This is a genomic window from Rhizorhabdus sp. P4_G5 (assembly GCF_056401065.1).
The window spans coordinates 14,497-32,195 of the sequence record NZ_JBFUKB010000015.1; the positions used below are offsets into that span (position 1 = coordinate 14,497).

Below are 17,699 nucleotides of genomic sequence, written 5' to 3' on the forward strand. Positions count from 1 at the left end.
AATGCGCGGGCAGACAGGCTAGCTTCAGCGCATGAAGATCACCCGACTCGCCCTGGCCGCGCTGCTCTGCGCGCTGCCGCTTCCCGCTCTGGCGCAGGATGCCGCGCCGCCGCCGGCCGCCGCGCCTGCGCCCAAGCCGGCTACCGTCAAGGTCAGCCTTTTGACCAGCGAAGGACCGATCCTGCTCGAACTCGAGAAGGAGCGCGCGCCGATCACGACCAGCAATTTCCTGCGCTATGTCGACGCGAAGCGGTTCGACAACATGACCTTCTACCGCGCCGTGAACGTGCCGAACGCGCCCGAGCTGGGCCTCGTGCAGGGCGGCGTGCATTATGACCCGCGCAAGATGTTCCCGACCATCGCGCACGAGCCGACCAGCAAGACCGGCGTGCTTCACGGCGACGGGACCATCTCGATGGCCCGCAACGCGCCGGGCACGGCGGCGGGCGACTTCTTCATCACCATCGGCCAGATGGATTATATGAACGCCGATCCGTCAGCGCCCGGCGACAATGCCGGCTATGCGGCGTTCGGCCATGTCGTCGAGGGGATGGATGTCGTGAAGCGCATCCTCGCCGCCCCGCGCTCGCCCACGCTGGGCGAAGGCATGATGAAGGGCCAGATGCTCGCCGCACCGGTCAGGATCATCAGCGCGCGGCGGGTCGTTACGAAGTAAACAGGACTACGCTGCTCATGCCAGCAGCGCCTTGTGCTGCTCGCGCAGCGCGGCCTTCTGCACCTTGCCCATCGCGTTCTTCGGCAGTGCGTCGACGAAGACGATCGCGCGCGGCTGCTTGAAGCGGGCGAGCCGGTCGACGAGGCCCGCCTTGATCGCTTCGGCATCGTCGAAGGTGCGGTCGCGCGGCACCACCACCGCCACCACCGCCTCGCCCAGATCGCGCTGGGGGACGCCGATCACCGCCGACTCATGAACCTCGGGCAGCTCGTCGAGCGCGGCTTCGACCTCCGCCGGATAGACGTTGTAGCCGCCCGAAATGATCAGGTCCTTGGCCCGCCCGACGATCGAGACATAGCCGCGCGCATCGACCACGCCGAGGTCGCCCGAGATGAAATAGCCGTCGCGGAACTCCGCCGCGGTCTTCTCGGGCATGCGCCAATAGCCCTTGAACACATTCGGCCCGGCGATCTCGATCACCCCGACCTGCCCCTGCGGCATCGCCTTGCCGCTGTGCGGATCGGCGATGCGGATCGACACGCCGGGCAGCGGCAGGCCGACCGTGCCGGCGATGCGGTCGCCATCATAGGGGTTGGATATATTCATGTTGGTTTCGGTCATCCCATAGCGTTCGAGGATGGCATGGCCGGTGCGCTCGCGGAATTCGCGGTGGATGTCGGCCGAGAGCGGGGCCGAGCCGGAGACGAACAGCCGGATGTGGCGGGCGAGGTCGGCGGTGAAGCCCGGCTCGTCGAGCAGCCGGATGTAGAAGGTCGGCACGCCCATCATCGTCGTCGCGCGCGGCAGCTGCCGCAGCACTTCGGCGGCGTCGAAGCGCGGCAGGAAGATCATCGACGCGCCGGCCGCGAGGATCGCGTTGGTCGCGACGAACAGCCCATGGGTGTGGAAGATCGGCAGCGCATGGAGCAGCACGTCATCGCGGGTGAAGTGCCATGCATCGCGGATCATGAACGCGTTCGAACCGAGATTGTCATGGCTCAGCATCGCGCCCTTCGAGCGGCCGGTGGTGCCCGATGTGTAGAGGATCGCCGCGAGATCCTGGTCGCCGCGCTCCACAGTGTCGAATCGCGCCGGGGCCTGCGCCGCGCCGCCGGCGAGTGCCGCAAGCGCCGCCACGCGCGGCACCCCCGCCGCCGCCGCCAGAGGCGCGATCCTGTCGACCGCGGCCGGATCGCAGGCGAACAGCGCCGGCTCGGCATCGCGCATGAAATAGTCGAGTTCGCTTGATGTGTAGGCTGGGTTGAGCGGCAGGAAGACCGCCCCGGCGCGCAGGCAACCGAGATAGAGCATCAGCATGTCGATGCTCTTTTCGGCCTGCACCGCCACCCGGTCGCCGATGCCGACGCCATGATCGCGCAGCACATGCGCGAAGCCGGCCGAGCGGGCCTCGACCTCGCCATAGCTGACGACGCCGCCATCGGGCAGGTGGGCAAAGGGGCGATTCGACTCAGGAAAACGGCTGGCCAGACGTGCGTAGAGATTGGTCAATGCTGCCGCCTCCCGAGCCGGCGAACCAGCTTAGGATGCGGCCGCCTCCACGCCAATGCCTTGGCCGCCGAGTCGGCGCTTTCGTCCTGGCCGGCCACGCTGCTGCCCGCGATGGGGGGAAGCAGCACGGCGTGACGGCGCTCACGGACCCACCGCGCGCGCCGTGGTTGGAGAATGTGCCCCGCGTCGCTGTTTTCTTTCCTTAACCCGCGACCGACTGTAGATTCACCGCGAGGCACCGGGTGCGGACGGACAGGGATAGACAAGGTGCGCAAGGACGAACGACTGACGGCGATCGCCGCCGTGTTCGGCTGTGACGGGGGGCTGGCCGCGTTGCTGGATACGGCGATGGTGCCGCTCGCCATCTCCCACAAGACCCTGATCGCGCATCAGGGCGATCCGTCCGATCATTGCTGGCTGATGATCGACGGCATGGTCCATATCCAGCTGAACGGCATGGACGGCCAGCGCGTGCAGCTTGCCTATCACGGGCCCGGCGAATTCTTCGGCGCCTATCCGGAGCCGACCACCCACCGCGCCGATGTCATGGCCCATGGCGCTGTCTACGCGTTGCGCATCGCCACTGTTCGCCTGACCGCCCTGTGCGACGCGCATGCGCCGATCGCCGCCGGCCTCGCGCGCCGCCTCGGCCGGCAGCTCGACATGTCGCTCGACCGGATGGCCGCGCGCAGCACCTTGTCCGCACCGGGCCGGGTCCACGCCGAACTGCTGCGACTGGCGGGCGACAGCAATGAGATTTCCCCGGCGCCGAAAGTGACCGCGCTCGCGCTGAACGCCAACACGACCCGCGAGACGGCATCGCGCGCCATCAGCGCGCTCGAGAGGCGTGGAGTCATCGCGCGGGGCGAGCATAGCATGACGATCATGGCGCCGCGCATGCTGCGCGAGATGATGTACTGATCCGCTTGTGCCACCTCGGATCGCGAGGGGAGAGGGTCAGCCGGCCGACAGCATGCTCAGCGCGATATCGCCATGGGCGCTCGCGATATGGCCGAAATTCTCGCAGCGCAATTCGGGCGTCTCGAGCGTCAGCGCCAGCGCCGCGGCGCGCGAGACGGGAACGCGATGGGGATGGCCTGCCCCGGCGATGCGGGTCGCCGTTTCGCGCAGTTCGGCATCGCCGTGGTCGGGATCATAGGCGCCATAGGCGATGCCGATCGACACCACGCCATCGCGAACCTCGGCCAGTGCGGCGTGCGCCGCAGCGACCGGGTCGCCGAAGCGCGCGATCGCGAAGCCGCCCAGGCTGTCGACTTGCCCGCCGGCTTCCGCCAGCCGGCCGGGATCGTGCCGCGCGGACAGCGCCACCACCGCCTCTCGCGCAAAGGATGGCAGCGGCAGCGCCGTCGCTTGCCCGTCGCGGTCGAGCGCAACCCGTCGGATCGGCAGGCCGCGCTGGTCCCATGCGGCATCGAGCAGGCTACCCTGCGCCCGCGCGCCCTCGCCGATGCGCAGCGCGGCGGCATTGCTCTCCAGCATCTGCGCCTGACGGATCGTCATGCCCATGGCCATCTCGTCGCTGACGAAGATGCCCGCCTGCGACACCAGGTCGAGCGTGTCGATCGCGTCGACCGCATGGGCGGCGGCGAGCACGGCATCGAACCGCCCTTCCCACTCGGCGCCGAAATGGCTCACCGACTCGCGTCGGAACGCCTCGATCGTCGAGGGCAGCATGATGTGGAGCTCGACGTTGCGTTCGAGCAATATCTCCGCCGCCATGATGTCAGCCCCCGCCGCCAGCGCGCCGAAGGCGAAGCCCGGCCCGATGGCGTCGACCGCACCGGCGATCCGCTCGGCGGATCCCGGCTGGTCGGGCGCGACCTGGATGATGCCGCTGAAATGCAGGCTTGCCGGCGGGCGATGCGCGTCGAGCCAGTCGGCCGACTGGTCGAGCGTCTCCAGGATCAGCCGGAAATGGCGCAAGGTCGAAGCATGGTCCTCCCACGCCCGGGGCGCCTGCCTCACCGCCTCCGCCAGCGCGGCCTTCGCGTCGTCGCCGCGGCCGAGCAGCAGGCAGGCTTCGGCGCGGGTAGCGTTCAGCCAGTAGGAGGTTTCGGCCTCGTGGCTGCCGCTATCGAGCATGGCCAGCACCCGTTGAGCCAGTTCGGCCGCCTGCGCACGGTCTCCATCGAGCAAGGCGATCGTCGCCGCGTTGATTAGCGGATAGGTGGCCGGCGCGCAGGTCGCCGCGCGCAGATAGGCGTGCCGCGCCGCCTGCAGCAGCGGCGACCGCTCGATTGCCGACGCCTTGAGCGCGCGATCCTTGATCAGCCGCCCCTTGAGGCTGAGCGTGTCGGCCTGCGCGGTTTCGTCCTCGAACCCGGCCTCGGCGAACAGCTCCCACGCTCGCTCGGTGTCACCCGACCGGGCGAGCCGTCTTATCATCGAGAGCGTGGCGCTGTTCACATCGTCATCCAGTTCGAGGTCAGGTGAGCTTGGGCGGCGGATTCTTGATATCCGGATCGATCGTCAGACCGATCCAACGCGGATGCTTGCCGCCATGTTGCAACAGGTCGACATTGACGTTGAAGCCATGGGTGGTGCCGAGCTTGCCGCCCTTGTTGTAGCGGGCGACGAAATGGACGCTTTTGTAGCGATCAAAGTCGCGCTCATATTGGCCATATTCGATCGCGCCGTAGAAGAAGTCGAGATTGGCGCCCTTCATGGTGATCGCGTCGAATTCCTTCGAGAAGAACAGCTGGTCGCCGCGCAGCACGATCTCGACCAGCGTGTCCTCCTCGATGGCGATATAGTCCTGGCCGCTCTTGCCCTCCTGCTGCATCACCAGCGAGATTTGTCGCCCGTCGGTTCCCAGCGCGATCGTGAAGACGACCTTGGCACAGGGATGTTCAGGCAGCGGCGGGGTTCGTCCCAGCGCAAAATGGGCCAACGGGCATTGCGACATCGTCAATTCTCCTTGCCGGAATCAGGGAAGCTGCTGTCGATCCGCCGACTCCAGATATGCCAGTCCTGGTTGGCGGGATCGGTGAAGATCAATCGGTCCACCGCGTCTCGCGCCTGGCGGGCAAGCCGGCGGGCTTCCTGTTTCTCACCAAGATCGTCGAGCAGCAAGGCGATCGAGTAGCGCGCCAGCATCCAATCCTGCCGATAGCTCGCGTTCAGGGGATCGGAGCGGAGCAGCCCATCGACGATCCGGGCCTGTTCGCGGCGATGCGCCAGCGCATCCTGGGTGCGCCCCAGCGCGTGGAGCGCGTCCGCCATCCAGGCGTGGCGATTGGCGAGATCGCTGCGGACTGCCGGATCGCCGGGCATCCGCTCGGCGACCCGTTCGATCGCGGCGAGCGCCCTGGCGCAGGCATCGAGCGCCACGCGCGGATCGGCCCGGCTCGACAGTTCGAGCGAACAGATATTGCCCTGCGCATAGCCGATCTCGCGCAGCGCCCGGCTATCGTTCGGCTGAAGCTCGAGCAGCCGCTGCGCGAGCCTGAGATAGGCCTGGAAATGCGGCCGCGCCTGCGCATAGCGGTCACGCTGATAGTCGGTATAGCCCACCCAGAATTCGCTCTGGGCATGGGCGAAGACCCGCTGCGGATCGTTCGGGCTGTCGGCGAGCAGCGCTGCCGTCGCACGCTGCGCCTCGCGGAACTCGGCCAGCGCGGCATCGAGCCGGCCGCGCTTCTGGTCGTCCTCGCCCATCGCCTGCAGGACGCGCGCGCGCCGGTCCAGCGATTCGCTCGGCAAGCGGGTCAGGTCGCCCTGCGCTCCATAATAGCCGAGCGCCCGTTCGTTGACCGATCCGAGGATATCGAGCCGCCCGACCCCCTGTAATCGTGACCTCAGGTCGGTGAGCATGAACTCTATCAATCCTTCGGCCTGCTGCCGCTGGCGTTCGGCTTCGTCGCGCGCCCAGATGGCGACGATCAGCAACGCCGCCAATATTAGCGCCGAGACGACGGCCAGGAGCGTGATCACCATCACGCGCGCCAGTTGCCGCTGCCCCTCCCGCTGGACCAGCTCGTCGAGCCCCACGCCGGTAAGCCCGGCGACCAGCTTGAGCCGCGCGAGCTTGCCGTCGCCGCCCTTGCGGAAGTCCGCGGCGATGGGCTCGCGCTTCTGCGCCGACGCGCCGCCTTCGATCAACGCGCGCGGAAAGGCGTCCTCGGGCGTGCCGCGGATCAGCGCCGCGAGCACTGGGCGGTCGGGATGGATGCTGCGGAAATAGCCGATCTCCTCCTCGACCCAGCGCGAAACCCGGGCTGCTGGCGAGCAGAGGATGACGAGGCTCGCCGATTCGGCCAGGGCGATCCGAACCTCCTCGTCCAGATTATCCGAAGCGGGTAGCTCGTTGCGATCCCGGAATATCGGCGACAGCCGCCGCGGCACCGTGCCCCGCGCGGTGCCGCGCCCGACCAGCCGCGACGGCAGCCGATAGGTCTCCAGCCGGTGGTGGAGGCGCGCGGCCGCGCCCGCGGGGGCCATCGGCATGTTCCATGGACCGCCCCCTACGGCACGAGCGATGCGTCGGTACAGGATCGGCCATCCTTGTGGCGGAAAGCGCGGCGGCCCTGCAAGTGCCCATGACGGCGTCAGCGCTTCGTCCTGGCGGGTTCGCAAAGGCCGTTCTGCAATGCGCGGCGAAAATCCGCGGCCGAGAAGTTGACGACCAGATCCTCGCTCCGCCGGCCGTCCCACAATTCGCCGCCCTCGACGAAGACGGCATCGGGCGTCGATTGCAGGACCAGCCAACGCGCATCGTCGCGCCAGCGACCCTTCGAATAACCGGGGTGATCCGGCAGGTCGCGCCACGCAACGCCCGCATCGGCCGCGATCCTGCGCGCAATGCTGTCCAGCGTAACGATCGAACAGGACATGACGTCTCCCTTCCGTGCGGATCGAGAAGCGCCCCCTAAAGCGCGCCGAAGGGAGTCGTGCGTGATCGGTGTCACGCGCCTCGACACGAGTCGGCCGGTAGCGTGCCGCCATCGACCGGAGGATAGCAATGCGACATGATCTGGGGTGCGGCTGCCCGAAATGTACCGCCACCACCGCGACCGACACCGTCTTGGTCGGCCTGCTGATGATCGCCGGCGTCGTCATCGCGATCTCCACCGCGTCGCGGACCGTCGCTGCCGTGGCGATCGTACTGCTGGTCGTGCTGGTGGCTGCCAAACTGCGCGCCAAACGCCGCGCGGAGAATGGACTGGACTGAGTCTGTTTCACTAGGCTGAACCGCTCGGCCTTCGCCGTCGTTACGGCTGCAAGTACTTATATTTAAAGGTTAACTTCTCTCCGCCAAGATCAGGATTCCGCCACACCGTTGCATCGTGGCGATGGACCGTGCGCCGCCTGCAGACCCGGCTAACCTAGTTGGTGGGAGCTGCCGCAGGGGCGGTGCAAGATGCCGTGCAGGGAGGGCGGCAGGTCAGGAGAAGGTGCATGAAGGCGTTGGTCTGGCACGGCAAGGAAGACATACGCTGCGATACGGTGTCCGACCCCGGCATCGAACATCCCCGCGATGCGATCATCAAGGTGTCGAGTTGCGCGATCTGCGGCTCCGACCTCCACCTCTTTCACAATCTCATTCCCGGCGCGATGCTGCCCGGCGACATCCTCGGCCATGAGTCGATGGGCGAGGTCGTCGAAGTCGGCGATGAGGCCCAAAGCGCGCTGAAGAAGGGCGATCGGGTCGTCATCCCCTTCACCATCGTCTGCGGCGAATGCGAGCAATGCCGGCGCGGCAATTTCTCGGTCTGCGAAACCACCAATCGCAAGAAGGGCCTCGCCGACAAGATGTTCGGCCACAGCACGGCGGGCCTGTTCGGCTATACCCACCTGACCGGCGGCTATGCCGGCAGCCAGGCCGAATATCTGCGGGTGCCCTTCGCCGACGCCACCCACATCAAGGTGCCCGACGGCATTCCGGACGAGAAATTGCTGTTCCTCAGCGATATCCTGCCGACAGGCTGGCAGGCAGCGGTGCAATGCGACATCGAGCCCGACGACATGGTGGCGATCTGGGGCGCCGGGCCGGTCGGGCAGATGGCGATCCGCAGCGCGCTCCTGCTGGGCGCGCAGGATGTGGTGGCCATCGACTGCCTGCCCGAGCGCCTGTCGATGGCGGCGGCGGCCGGCGCGATCACCATCGATTTCACCAGCGAAAGCGTCGTCGAGCGGCTGAATGAACTGACCGGCGGCAAGGGCCCGCAGAAGTGCATCGACGCGATCGGCACGGAGAGCCATGTCGGCCTGTCGCAGCCGGACACCCTGCTCGACCGCGCCAAGCAAATGACCTTGATGGCCAATGATCGCGCCCACGCCCTGCGCGAGATGATCTATGCTTGCCGGCCGGCCGGCATCATCTCGATCGTCGGCGTCTATACCGGCCTGATCGACAAGGTCCCGATGGGCCAGGCGATGAACAAGGGACTGACCTTCCGCATGGCGCAGGCCCATGTCCCGCGCTGGACCGGTGATCTGCTGCGCCGGATCGAAGAGGGGCAGATCGACCCTTCATTCGTTATCACCCACACTGCCGATCTGGCGCAAGGACCTGAAATGTACCGGAAATTCCGCGACAAGGCGGACAGCTGCATCAAGGTCGTTCTCAAGCCCTGAAGGTGTCCATCATGGCAACGCTTGCAAATATCACCCACAAGGTCGCCCGTTCTCCGGGAGACCCAAAGGTCCAGGCCGCGGGCGTCAGCTCGCTCGACGGATGGGATCGACTGGCCAAAGGGCTGGGCTGGCTCAGCTTCGGCCTGGGCGCCGCCGAGCTCATAGCGCCCGGGAAGATCGCCCGGTCGCTCGGCCTCGATGGCAGGAAGGGGCTGATCCGCGCCTATGGGGCGCGCGAAATGGCAGCGGGCGTCCCGACGCTGTCATTCGACAAGCAGGTCGGGCTGTCGGCGCGCATCGCCGGCGACGCGCTGGACCTGGCCACCCTGGCGCCCGCACTGAGGCGCGACAATCCGAAGCGCAGGAACGCGATGATCGCAACCGCCGCGGTCGCGGCGGTCACCGCGCTCGACATAGCCGCCTTTGCGGGCGTGCTGTCGACCCGTCGCCGCACCGGCCAGCCGCGCGACTATGGCGACCGGAGCGGCCTGCCCAAGGGCGTGGAAGGCTCGCGCGGGATCGCGCGCCGCGATTTCGAGACGCCGCCCGACATGCGCGCCGAGCCGGCCAGCATGCCCCCTTCGCGCAATGGCGGGACGGGCGACCGCGCGGGCCGGACAGCACCTGAAGCCATGGGCACGGCGTGAGGCGGCGGCATCGCACCGCTGACGATAAGGATGGAGGTCGAGATGAATGAACCGGTGAACATGGGCGACAACCGCACAGCATCGCCGAATGCAGGCGGCTCGGATGGGAGCGATGCCAGCCAGAACATCAACGCCGGCGCAGGCAGCGCGCGGCCCGGCCAGCCGCAGCCCGATCAGTCGGCGGGCGCGGCCTCGCAGTTCAGCGGCAGCGATGCCGACGCTGACGCCATTCGGCAATCGGGCGGCGGGCAATCGGGCGCGAACGGCGGCGGACGCGCCAATCTCGGCGGCTCCGTCAACCGGTTTGTCGGCCAGCTGCGCGACAAGGCGATGTCGGCGGCCGATCAGCAGAAACACGGTGTCGCGAGCCGGCTGGAAGACGTGGCGCAGGCAGTGCATCGCTCGGGCGAACAGCTGCGCGGGCAGCAGGACTGGGCTGCGGAAGCGATCCAGCGGGGCGCCGACGAACTCCAGTCGATCGCCGGTAGGCTGCGCAACGCCGATGCCCGCGAATTATTGAACCAGCTGCGCGGCTTCGCCGATCGGCAGCCAGCGATGTTTGCCGCCGCCTCGCTGGTCGCCGGGCTCGCTCTCGGCCGGCTCGTGAAGCTTGCGGCGGCGGGTGGCTCCGGCGGCAATCTGCCGAGGGCACCGGAGATGCGCTATGTCGCAAGTTGACGCGGCGCCGTCGCCCGGTCTGGCCGAAATCGCCAGCGGTCTCGTCAGCGACATGCAGGATCTGGTGCGCGGCGAACTGGCGCTCGCCCGCGTCGAGCTCGACAAGAAGTGCAGGGTACTGCTCGCCGGCCTGATCTCGCTGGTGGGCAGCGCCCTGCTTGCTTTTGCGGGGCTGGTGGTGCTGCTCGAAGGTGTCGCCGCGGTGCTGGCGCGGTGGATGCCCGCCTGGCTGGCGCTGCTGATCGTCGGAGCCGCGATCCTGCTGATCGGCGGACTGATCGCCCGGGCCGCTCTCTCCAGGCTGTCGCTGAAGGCGCTGACTCCCGAACGAACGATCGAGAATATTGAGCGCGATGCGCGCATGATCAAGGAACATGCATGATGGCCGATATGCCTGAAGATCCAGAAAACATAGAGCGCAACCTCGCCGAGACGCGTGCCCGCATGGATCAGCGCCTCGATGCGTTGCAGGACAGGCTGACGCCCGCCAAGCTGGCCGACAATATCGCCCGCAACGTCCTGTCCGACGCCAAAGCCAACCCGATTCCGATCGCCCTGATCGGTATCGGCCTGGGTTGGATGGCGCTGGCGCGGTCCGATCAGGCGACCGACCGGCCCGCCGACGGTGGCCAGGCCTCTGACGGCGGGATGTGGGCGCGTATCCGCGAGGCCGAAGCGCGCATCACCCGTGGCGAAGGCGAAAGCGACGCAGACTATCGCACCCGGCTCGATCACGCCCGCGGCGAGATGCTCGGTATCTCGCGCTCGCCCGAAGACAGCAACGGTTCTTATGCCTGGCAGGTTCGCAAGGCGATGGCCTCGGCGGCCTCCGGCTTTCATGACGCCCGCCATCGCGTCGGCGACACTTTCGGCAAGATCGGGGAGAAGGTGGGGCTCGGTTCGTCGTCGCACGACTCCGGCGGCCGGCGTCGCGGCAGTGTCTCGATGCCGAGCGGCCTGGCCATCGGCGGGATCGCGGTGGCTCTCGGCGCGCTGGCCGGTGGCCTGCTTCCGATCAGCCGCCAGGAAAAGGCAGTGCTCGGCTCGACCGCGACGCGGATCCGCTCCGCCGGACATGACGCCACCCAGCGCCTGCTCGACCGCGGCACGGAGGTGGCCCAGGAAGCACTCGGCGCGGTCGACCTGGCCTGAACGTCGCTGCGGAACCGCGCGCCGCCACGGGGGTTTCGCTGTTCGATGAGGTAGCGCACGCCATGCCAATCGACCGAGACCGGCCCGCGGACAAAGACCGAACGCACCCCCGCTCGACAGCCAGACTCTTTGGCCATCCGATCCACCCGATGCTGGTGCCGTTCCCGATCACCTGCTTCATCGGCGCCCTGGTGACGGACATCGTGTATGCGCGCTCCGCCAACCTCTTCTGGCAGTATTTTTCGATCTGGCTGATCACCGCGGGCCTGGTGATGGGAGCGCTGGCCGCTGTCGCCGGCCTGATCGACTATCTCGGGGACCGGCGCATACGCGCCAAACGGCCAGCGACATGGCATATGCTGCTCAACATCACGGCGATGATCCTGTCGCTGCTGAACGCCTTCGTGCACAGCCGTGACGGATGGACGGCCGTGGTGCCGCAGGGCATTATCCTGTCGGGCGTTGTCGTCGCGATTCTGGGCGTCAGCGGCTGGCTCGGCGGATCGCTGGTCTATCGCCATCGCGTCGGCGTGGCCGAATGAGGCGCGGCGTCGCCGGGCGAGCCGCATTCGCCGCGTCCCTCCTCGCGCTGACGCTCGCGGCGTGCAGTGATCCGCCCTTCGACGAAAGCAAGCAGATCGGCCCCGATCCGCTGCTGCCGGAACCCAGGCAATATCTGCTGCCGCCGATCAGCGTCTCGCCGGGCGAGGGTTGGAAGGCCGGACAGAGCCCAGCCGTGGCGGCCGGGCTCAGAATCCAGCCGCTGGCGACGGGGCTGCAGCACCCGAGGATGGTCTATGTGCTGCCGAACGGCGACATCCTCGCGGTCCAGGCGAAGTCGCCGCCGCCCGAGCCGGTCAAACGTCCGAAGGATCCAATCGTCGCGATGGTGAAGAACAAGGCTACATCCTTTCCGGGCGGCCCGAAGGCCGCCAGCCGCATCACCCTGATCCGCGACGCCGATGCCGACGGCAGGCCGGAGCTGCGGGTCACCCTGATCGACAATCTCAACTCGCCGTTCGGCGTGGTGTGGGCCGACAATGCGCTTTATGTCGCCAACACCGATGCGGTGGTCCGCTATCCGTTCGTGCCGGGCCAGACGCGGATGACGGCGCCGGGGCAGGTGCTCACCGAATTGCCCGCCGGCCCTATCAACCATCACTGGACCAAGAGCCTGACCGTGAGCCCCGACGGCCAGCGGCTCTACGCAACTGTCGGATCAAACAGCAACATCACCGAGAACGGGATCGAGGCGGAAAAGGGTCGCGCCAGCGTCTGGGAAATCGATCGGGCCAGCGGCCGGGCGCGTGAGTTCGCGACCGGCCTGCGCAATCCGAACAGCCCCAATTTCTACCCCGGCACCAACACCCTGTGGGTGGTGGTGAACGAGCGCGACGAACTCGGCCCCCACCTCGTTCCGGATTACCTGACATCGGTGCGCGAGCGCGGCTTCTATGGGTGGCCCTACAGCTATTATGGCCGGCATCTCGACCCACGCGTCCGTCCGCAGCGGCCCGATCTCGTCGCCCGCGCAATCAAGCCTGATTATGCCCTCGGCAGCCATGTCGCCGCGCTTGGCCTGACCTTCTACACGGGCACGGCCCTGCCACCGCATTATCGCGGCGGCGCTTTCATCGGCGAGCATGGCAGCTGGGACCGCTATTCGCCATCGGGCTACAAGGTGGCGTTCGTGCCGTTCCGCAACGGCCGCCCGTCAGGGATGGCCGAGGATGTCGTCACCGGCTTCCTCGACAGGGAGCGCCGCAAGAGCTTCGGCCGGCCGGTCGGCGTGGCGGTAGACCGCACCGGCGCGCTGCTGATCGCGGACGATGTCGGCAACACCGTGTGGCGGGTCACCGCGGCGCGGTGAGCCCGTCACAGGCGATGCGCTACAGCCGGGTCGAGATCGTCAGGCTGACCCGCGCCTCGTCGTCGCCGCGATCGAACCGGCCTTCCGCACCGAAGCGATAGGACCAGTTGTCCATGCTGCCGTCGATGCCGCCACCAGCAACGAGACGATCGCGTTCGGTGGACGGCAGGACGATGGCCTGCGTGCCCATCACATGCTGCGCGGCGATGAGGCTGGCGGTGGTGGCACGATCGCCGCGCTCGTCCTCCTTCGCATACCCCACGCGGATGTTCGGACGGACCGCCTCCGACCAGGTGCCGCGCAGCTCGATGCCCGCGCCATAGCGCAGGCGCTTGTAGTTCAGCCCCGCATAGCGCGCGTTAGACAGCGAGGCGCCGGCCTCGCTGAAGCCGTCGATGCTGGCATCGACATAGTCGACCGTCGCGAAGGGACCGGCGGCGACCCTCCCGACCGGGATGCTCCAGCCGATCTCCGCACCGGCCGCATAGGCCTTGCCGCTGCTACTAGCTTCGGCGACCTGGCCATAGGCCCCCGGCCGGCGGATGCTGTCGTAGCTCAGCCGGACGGACTTGCTGCCAGCGGCTTCCAGATAGAAGCCGCCTGGCAAGGCGACGCCGCCATAGACCGCGATGCTGGTGGCATTGGCCTTGATGCCGGTATCGCCGCCGAAGCTGCCATCGGCGTCGCGATAGGCGACGCTGGCGCCGAGGCGCACCGGGCCGATCCCGATATCGAAACCGCCCGCCAGCCCCTGGGTATCGGCGCGCAGATCCGATTGGCCGAGCGCCACCGTGTCGATGCGCGACCATGTGCCGTCCATCCACAGCCGGACGCCTTCACCGAAGCCGCTATCGCTGGTGCGGCGAAGGTTCGCGAGCGCGTCGATCGAGGGCTGGATCGCAGCGCTGCCGAGCTCTGCGGCCACGGCGCGGGCTGCCAGTGCGACCGCCGGCGTCTCGACCGTCATCGCCCTCAGCGCCTGCGGATCGACATAGGTCGGCAGCGTGAGGCGATAGACCAGGATCACGCTGTCATTGTCGCCCGTGCCGCCGGCGCCGGTCAGACCGGCGTTGAACGGCTGACCGTTGATGAAGCCATTCGAGGTGATGAAGTCGTTGTCATTCCCCACGAACAGGAAGAAATCCTGCGGCTTTGCTTCCTCGAGCACGGGCGCCAGGCCCATCGCTTCCCACTTTTCAGACAGCGACGTGGCGTTCGAGGGGGCCGTGTTCAGGTTCATTCCGAATCGGCCGAGCTGGACCGGATTGAGCATGTTCACCAGTTCGACCTGCTGCACCGGCTTGATCGTCGAATTGAGCACGCCGCCGGTGGCGATCGGGGCGGTCCCCGTTTCAAACGGGGTGCCGGCGAGATTGGTCGCGCCGGTGGTGTCGACCAGCAGCACGCTCTTGAACACGGGCGAATTGGTTGCCGATGCGCCCGATCCGCGGCCGATGCCGTCGCGCGACAAGACCAGAAACTGGTTCGAGTTGAGCGCGAGCATCTCGGACTGCGCGGCCGTGCGGTTGGCAGCGGTGCCGTTGCCGTTCTGGGTGAAGGTCGGCAACTGCAGCACATAATGGCCGACCGGATTGGCAGGCGTGGCGCTGGTCGAGATGTCATAGACCAGGATGCGGGTGTTGTTGCGCGTATCCTGATTGGCGCCATTGGTATCCTGCACCGTCGCCGATTGCAGGATGGTGACCAGACGGCTGCCGTCGGGCGTCACCGACAGCGCCTCGAGCCCCTGATTGTTGCGCCGGCCGGTGTTAGGTGCGTTGGCGCCATCGAAATTGACGATGCCGTTGACCCGGGGAAGCAGTGCCGCGATGGTCTGGATCGCCCCGATCTGCTTGCCGGTCGCATCGAAATGGTAGATCCCGGCGGCATATTCGTCCGAAACGTAGAAGCTTCCATCGGGTGCATAGGTGATGGCTTCGGAATCAAGGCTGATGTGGCCGCTGCCTTCGCCGCTGACGGGGCTGGGGTAGAGAATGCCGTTGCGGGTGATGACGTTGGATCCGGCATCCTTGCCGGTGAAGTTCGCGCCGGTGGCGTCCGTCAGAAAGAAGCCGCCATTGGGCGTGATCGTCAGTTGGTTCTGGGACGTGACCGACTGCGGCAGCGCCGAAATGCCGGTATAGGGCGTCAGGGTCAGCGCCGAGACATGCACGCGGTTGCGATAGTCGGTGGTACCGACAAACGGCCCGACATCGTTCGGGCCGCGATCGGGAAGAGTCCGCACGCTGCCGGAGTAGCTGCCATCCGCATTGCGGCGCCAGCTGTTCAGGTCGAGAGCCATGCCGGAGAAGGAGCCGAGCGTCTCGCCCGCGAAGTCGCGCGTCGATGCCGCAAGCCGGCCGACGCCGACCAGCCCCTGATTGGCGAAGGCGACGCCGCCCAGCTGCACGCTCTGGCTGCCGGCGGTGGTGGTGATATGCGGCGTCGTATAGGTCAGCGACTGTGCCGCGACCGGGCTGGCGAGAGCGAAGGCACAGGCGGAAGCGGCGCGGGCGAACCGAGCGGTGGATCTGATCATGATTCTTATCCCCTTGAGTCGCCATGGGATAAGCAGCGGCACATGACCGATACGCGACATCCTTGTTACGGAACGAGGTTCTGTCGCCCCTTGCGTGCGACGGACGGGGCCGAGACCCGCATTGCAACGAAAACGCCCTTATCGCATAGGCGGCGCTTGGCCCTCCGCGGCATGGAAGCCCAGACTTGCGAATTGTGATCATCGACGACAGCGGACTGCGCGCAACCGTCCTGGAGGACGGGCTGCGGGATGCCGGCTATGACGATATCCATGTCGTCCCGCCGCATGGCGCCTTCGTAGCCAAGCTGGAGCGCATGGCGCCGGATGTCGTGCTGATGGACCTGGGCAGCCCGAGTCGCGACACGCTGGAGGAAATGCTGGCGGTCAGCCGGGCGCTGGCCCGGCCGATCGCCATGTTCGTCGATCGCTCCGACGACCAGATGATCGGGGCGGCGATCGATGCCGGCGTGTCGGCCTATGTCGTCGATGGCCTGCGCAAGGAGCGGGTCAAGCCGATCCTGGACCTCGCCATCCGCCGCTTCAACGCCTTTGCGCGGATGCAGACGGAGCTGGACGAGGCGCGATCCGCCCTGGCCGACCGCAAGACGATCGACCGCGCCAAAACGCTGCTGATGAAAAGCCGAAACCTGCCGGAGCCCGAAGCCTATGCGCTGCTGCGATCGACCGCGATGAACCAGGGCCGCAAGATCATTGAGGTCGCCGAGGCACTGATCACGGCGCACAGCCTGCTCGGAGGCGGCGAATGACCCCCATCTCGATCGCCTTCCTTCCTCTCACCGACAGCGCGCCGCTGGTCGTCGCGCGCGAGAAGGGCTTCGCCGCGGACGTGGGCATCGATCTGGTGCTGCACAAGACGACCTCCTGGGCAACGCTGCGCGACAGGCTGGTCTATGGCCAGGTGCAGGCGGCCCATATGCTCGCTCCGCAGGCAATCGCCGTCACGCTGGGCCTCAGCCAGCATCCTGCCGCATTGTCGGCGCCGTTCAAGCTCAACGTCAACGGCAATGCGCTGTCGATGTCGATTGAGTTCGCGGCGGCGCTCGATCCCGATCTCGCCAAGCGGATTGCCGATCCCGTGGCGGCGGCGCACGATTTCGCGGCGGCGATCGGCCTGCATCGTCGCAAGCCGGTGATCGGCATCGTTCATCGCTACTCCAGCCATGCGCTGATGCTGCGCTACTGGCTGAGCTTCGCCGGAGTCGATCCCGATCGCGATCTCGCCCTGCGGGTGCTGCCGCCGTCGCTGATGGCCGAGGCGATGCGCAGCGGCGAAATCGACGGCTTCATCGCGGGCGAGCCCTGGAGCAGCGTTGCCGTCGCCGAAGGGTTGGCCGAGATCGTCGCTGTCGGGTCGCGCATCTGGCAGCGCGGCGTCGAAAAGGTGCTCGCCTTCCGGACCGACTGGATGGAAGACAATGCCCAGACCACCGACAAGCTGCTCATCGCCATGGCGGGCGCTGCCGCCTGGTGCGACGACCCGGCCAATGTCGAGGAACTGGCCGCACTGCTCGAGCGTCCCGGCTATGTCGGCCAGCCGGCCTCTACACTTCTTCCGGCGCTGAGCGGACGCTTCGTGCTGCGTTCGGGCAGCCCGCCAGTGGTGATCGACGATTTCATGCTGTTCGCGCGCGAGGCTGCCAACTTTCCGTGGCGCAGCCAGGCGCTGTGGATCTACTCGCAGCTCGTCCGGTGGGGATTGGCGGAGGCAAGCGCAGCCAATGAGCGGCTCGCGGCAGACGTGTTCCGCTCCGATATCTTCCGCCGCGCCCTCGCAGACGCAGCATTGCCGATGCCGGGCGCCAGCATGAAGGTCGAAGGCGCCTTGTCGACTCCGCTGGCGGTCGGTTCGAATAGCGGAACGCTGACCCTGGGGCCGGACAGGTTCTTCGACGGGCGGATTTTCGACCCTTCCAAGATTCAGGAATATCTTTCCGGCTTCGATAGTTAGGCGCTACCGCAGGCGCCGCTGGCGGCACCGACATTCGCGAATGCAAAAAAACTACTTGCGCC

The 17,699-nt window shown here is 67.2% G+C and carries 18 protein-coding genes; 12 read left to right on the top strand and 6 right to left on the bottom strand.

Translation table 11 applies throughout. The features are described from left to right. Positions 1–31: 31 nt before the first annotated feature. Positions 32–676: a peptidylprolyl isomerase gene (locus tag AC1DQK_RS18705; RefSeq protein WP_477873299.1), complete on the top strand. Its 645-nt coding sequence runs from the start codon at positions 32–34 to the stop codon at positions 674–676. 15 nt (positions 677–691) lie between these two features. Here the strand turns inward: AC1DQK_RS18705 and AC1DQK_RS18710 are convergent, their stop codons facing one another. Continuing rightward, the gene (locus AC1DQK_RS18710; RefSeq protein WP_477873301.1) at positions 692–2,185 is read right to left on the bottom strand and encodes a malonate--CoA ligase; all 1,494 of its coding nucleotides are present in this window, start codon (positions 2,183–2,185) and stop codon (positions 692–694) included. Between the two features lie 267 nt (positions 2,186–2,452). Here AC1DQK_RS18710 and AC1DQK_RS18715 point away from each other — a divergent pair, with 267 nt between their 5' ends. After that, positions 2,453–3,106, top strand: coding sequence for a Crp/Fnr family transcriptional regulator (locus AC1DQK_RS18715; RefSeq protein WP_477873303.1), 654 nt, complete (start codon positions 2,453–2,455; stop codon positions 3,104–3,106). Positions 3,107–3,142: 36 nt separating this feature from the next. On the opposite strand, the gene AC1DQK_RS18720 is transcribed toward AC1DQK_RS18715, so the two are convergent. The 4 genes from AC1DQK_RS18720 to AC1DQK_RS18735 form a co-directional block, all read right to left on the bottom strand. Next, the gene (locus tag AC1DQK_RS18720) at positions 3,143–4,612 is read right to left on the bottom strand and encodes a TRAFs-binding domain-containing protein (RefSeq protein WP_477873305.1); all 1,470 of its coding nucleotides are present in this window, start codon (positions 4,610–4,612) and stop codon (positions 3,143–3,145) included. A 19-nt stretch (positions 4,613–4,631) separates the two neighbouring features. Next, positions 4,632–5,111, bottom strand: a complete 480-nt coding sequence (locus AC1DQK_RS18725) for a nucleotide synthetase (RefSeq protein ID WP_477873307.1) — start codon at positions 5,109–5,111, stop codon at positions 4,632–4,634. 2 nt (positions 5,112–5,113) lie between these two features. Continuing rightward, a complete protein-coding gene (locus AC1DQK_RS18730; RefSeq protein ID WP_477873309.1) occupies positions 5,114–6,646 on the bottom strand; it encodes a TIR domain-containing protein in 1,533 nt (510 codons plus the stop codon). 107 nt (positions 6,647–6,753) lie between these two features. Further along, entirely contained in the window at positions 6,754–7,038 is a 285-nt protein-coding gene (locus AC1DQK_RS18735) for a hypothetical protein (RefSeq protein WP_477873311.1), read from the bottom strand. Between the two features lie 128 nt (positions 7,039–7,166). Here AC1DQK_RS18735 and AC1DQK_RS18740 point away from each other — a divergent pair, with 128 nt between their 5' ends. The 8 genes from AC1DQK_RS18740 to AC1DQK_RS18775 all read left to right on the top strand — a co-directional run bounded on the left by AC1DQK_RS18740 (position 7,167) and on the right by AC1DQK_RS18775 (position 13,129). Then, entirely contained in the window at positions 7,167–7,376 is a 210-nt protein-coding gene (locus tag AC1DQK_RS18740) for a hypothetical protein (RefSeq protein ID WP_477873313.1), read from the top strand. 227 nt (positions 7,377–7,603) lie between these two features. Next, on the top strand, positions 7,604–8,782 hold the full coding sequence (locus tag AC1DQK_RS18745) for a zinc-dependent alcohol dehydrogenase (protein WP_477873315.1): 1,179 nt from the start codon (positions 7,604–7,606) through the stop codon (positions 8,780–8,782). 11 nt (positions 8,783–8,793) lie between these two features. Next, positions 8,794–9,429, top strand: a complete 636-nt coding sequence (locus AC1DQK_RS18750; protein ID WP_477873317.1) for a hypothetical protein — start codon at positions 8,794–8,796, stop codon at positions 9,427–9,429. A 42-nt stretch (positions 9,430–9,471) separates the two neighbouring features. Next, complete coding sequence (locus tag AC1DQK_RS18755; RefSeq protein ID WP_477873319.1) at positions 9,472–10,107, top strand: hypothetical protein; 636 nt, start codon at positions 9,472–9,474, stop codon at positions 10,105–10,107. Then, the gene (locus tag AC1DQK_RS18760) at positions 10,094–10,489 is read left to right on the top strand and encodes a phage holin family protein (RefSeq protein ID WP_477873321.1); all 396 of its coding nucleotides are present in this window, start codon (positions 10,094–10,096) and stop codon (positions 10,487–10,489) included. The genes AC1DQK_RS18755 and AC1DQK_RS18760 overlap by 14 nt, the downstream gene beginning before the upstream one ends. After that, entirely contained in the window at positions 10,486–11,259 is a 774-nt protein-coding gene (locus AC1DQK_RS18765; protein ID WP_477873322.1) for a DUF3618 domain-containing protein, read from the top strand. The genes AC1DQK_RS18760 and AC1DQK_RS18765 overlap by 4 nt, the downstream gene beginning before the upstream one ends. A 62-nt stretch (positions 11,260–11,321) precedes the next feature. Further along, complete coding sequence (locus AC1DQK_RS18770) at positions 11,322–11,801, top strand: DUF2231 domain-containing protein (RefSeq protein WP_477873324.1); 480 nt, start codon at positions 11,322–11,324, stop codon at positions 11,799–11,801. Next, positions 11,798–13,129, top strand: coding sequence for a PQQ-dependent sugar dehydrogenase (locus AC1DQK_RS18775; RefSeq protein WP_477873326.1), 1,332 nt, complete (start codon positions 11,798–11,800; stop codon positions 13,127–13,129). Before AC1DQK_RS18770 ends, AC1DQK_RS18775 begins: the two co-directional genes overlap by 4 nt. Positions 13,130–13,148: 19 nt before the next feature. Here AC1DQK_RS18775 and AC1DQK_RS18780 read toward each other — a convergent pair whose 3' ends face one another. Then, on the bottom strand, positions 13,149–15,668 hold the full coding sequence (locus AC1DQK_RS18780) for an esterase-like activity of phytase family protein (protein WP_477873328.1): 2,520 nt from the start codon (positions 15,666–15,668) through the stop codon (positions 13,149–13,151). Between the two features lie 185 nt (positions 15,669–15,853). On the opposite strand from AC1DQK_RS18780, the gene AC1DQK_RS18785 reads away from it, so the two are divergent. Further along, on the top strand, positions 15,854–16,435 hold the full coding sequence (locus AC1DQK_RS18785; RefSeq protein ID WP_477873330.1) for an ANTAR domain-containing response regulator: 582 nt from the start codon (positions 15,854–15,856) through the stop codon (positions 16,433–16,435). Then, a complete protein-coding gene (locus AC1DQK_RS18790) occupies positions 16,432–17,637 on the top strand; it encodes a CmpA/NrtA family ABC transporter substrate-binding protein (RefSeq protein ID WP_477873332.1) in 1,206 nt (401 codons plus the stop codon). The genes AC1DQK_RS18785 and AC1DQK_RS18790 overlap by 4 nt, the downstream gene beginning before the upstream one ends. Positions 17,638–17,699: the final 62 nt, after the last annotated feature.

Coding starts and splice junctions, on each gene's coding strand:
- AC1DQK_RS18705 (WP_477873299.1), top strand. CDS start 32: ATGAAGATCACCCGACTCGCCCTGGCCGCGCTGCTCTGCGCGCTGCCG.
- AC1DQK_RS18725 (WP_477873307.1), bottom strand. CDS start 5,111: ATGTCGCAATGCCCGTTGGCCCATTTTGCGCTGGGACGAACCCCGCCG.
- AC1DQK_RS18730 (WP_477873309.1), bottom strand. CDS start 6,646: ATGGCCCCCGCGGGCGCGGCCGCGCGCCTCCACCACCGGCTGGAGACC.
- AC1DQK_RS18735 (WP_477873311.1), bottom strand. CDS start 7,038: ATGTCCTGTTCGATCGTTACGCTGGACAGCATTGCGCGCAGGATCGCG.
- AC1DQK_RS18740 (WP_477873313.1), top strand. CDS start 7,167: ATGCGACATGATCTGGGGTGCGGCTGCCCGAAATGTACCGCCACCACC.
- AC1DQK_RS18745 (WP_477873315.1), top strand. CDS start 7,604: ATGAAGGCGTTGGTCTGGCACGGCAAGGAAGACATACGCTGCGATACG.
- AC1DQK_RS18750 (WP_477873317.1), top strand. CDS start 8,794: ATGGCAACGCTTGCAAATATCACCCACAAGGTCGCCCGTTCTCCGGGA.
- AC1DQK_RS18755 (WP_477873319.1), top strand. CDS start 9,472: ATGAATGAACCGGTGAACATGGGCGACAACCGCACAGCATCGCCGAAT.
- AC1DQK_RS18760 (WP_477873321.1), top strand. CDS start 10,094: ATGTCGCAAGTTGACGCGGCGCCGTCGCCCGGTCTGGCCGAAATCGCC.
- AC1DQK_RS18765 (WP_477873322.1), top strand. CDS start 10,486: ATGATGGCCGATATGCCTGAAGATCCAGAAAACATAGAGCGCAACCTC.
- AC1DQK_RS18770 (WP_477873324.1), top strand. CDS start 11,322: ATGCCAATCGACCGAGACCGGCCCGCGGACAAAGACCGAACGCACCCC.
- AC1DQK_RS18775 (WP_477873326.1), top strand. CDS start 11,798: ATGAGGCGCGGCGTCGCCGGGCGAGCCGCATTCGCCGCGTCCCTCCTC.
- AC1DQK_RS18780 (WP_477873328.1), bottom strand. CDS start 15,668: ATGATCAGATCCACCGCTCGGTTCGCCCGCGCCGCTTCCGCCTGTGCC.
- AC1DQK_RS18790 (WP_477873332.1), top strand. CDS start 16,432: ATGACCCCCATCTCGATCGCCTTCCTTCCTCTCACCGACAGCGCGCCG.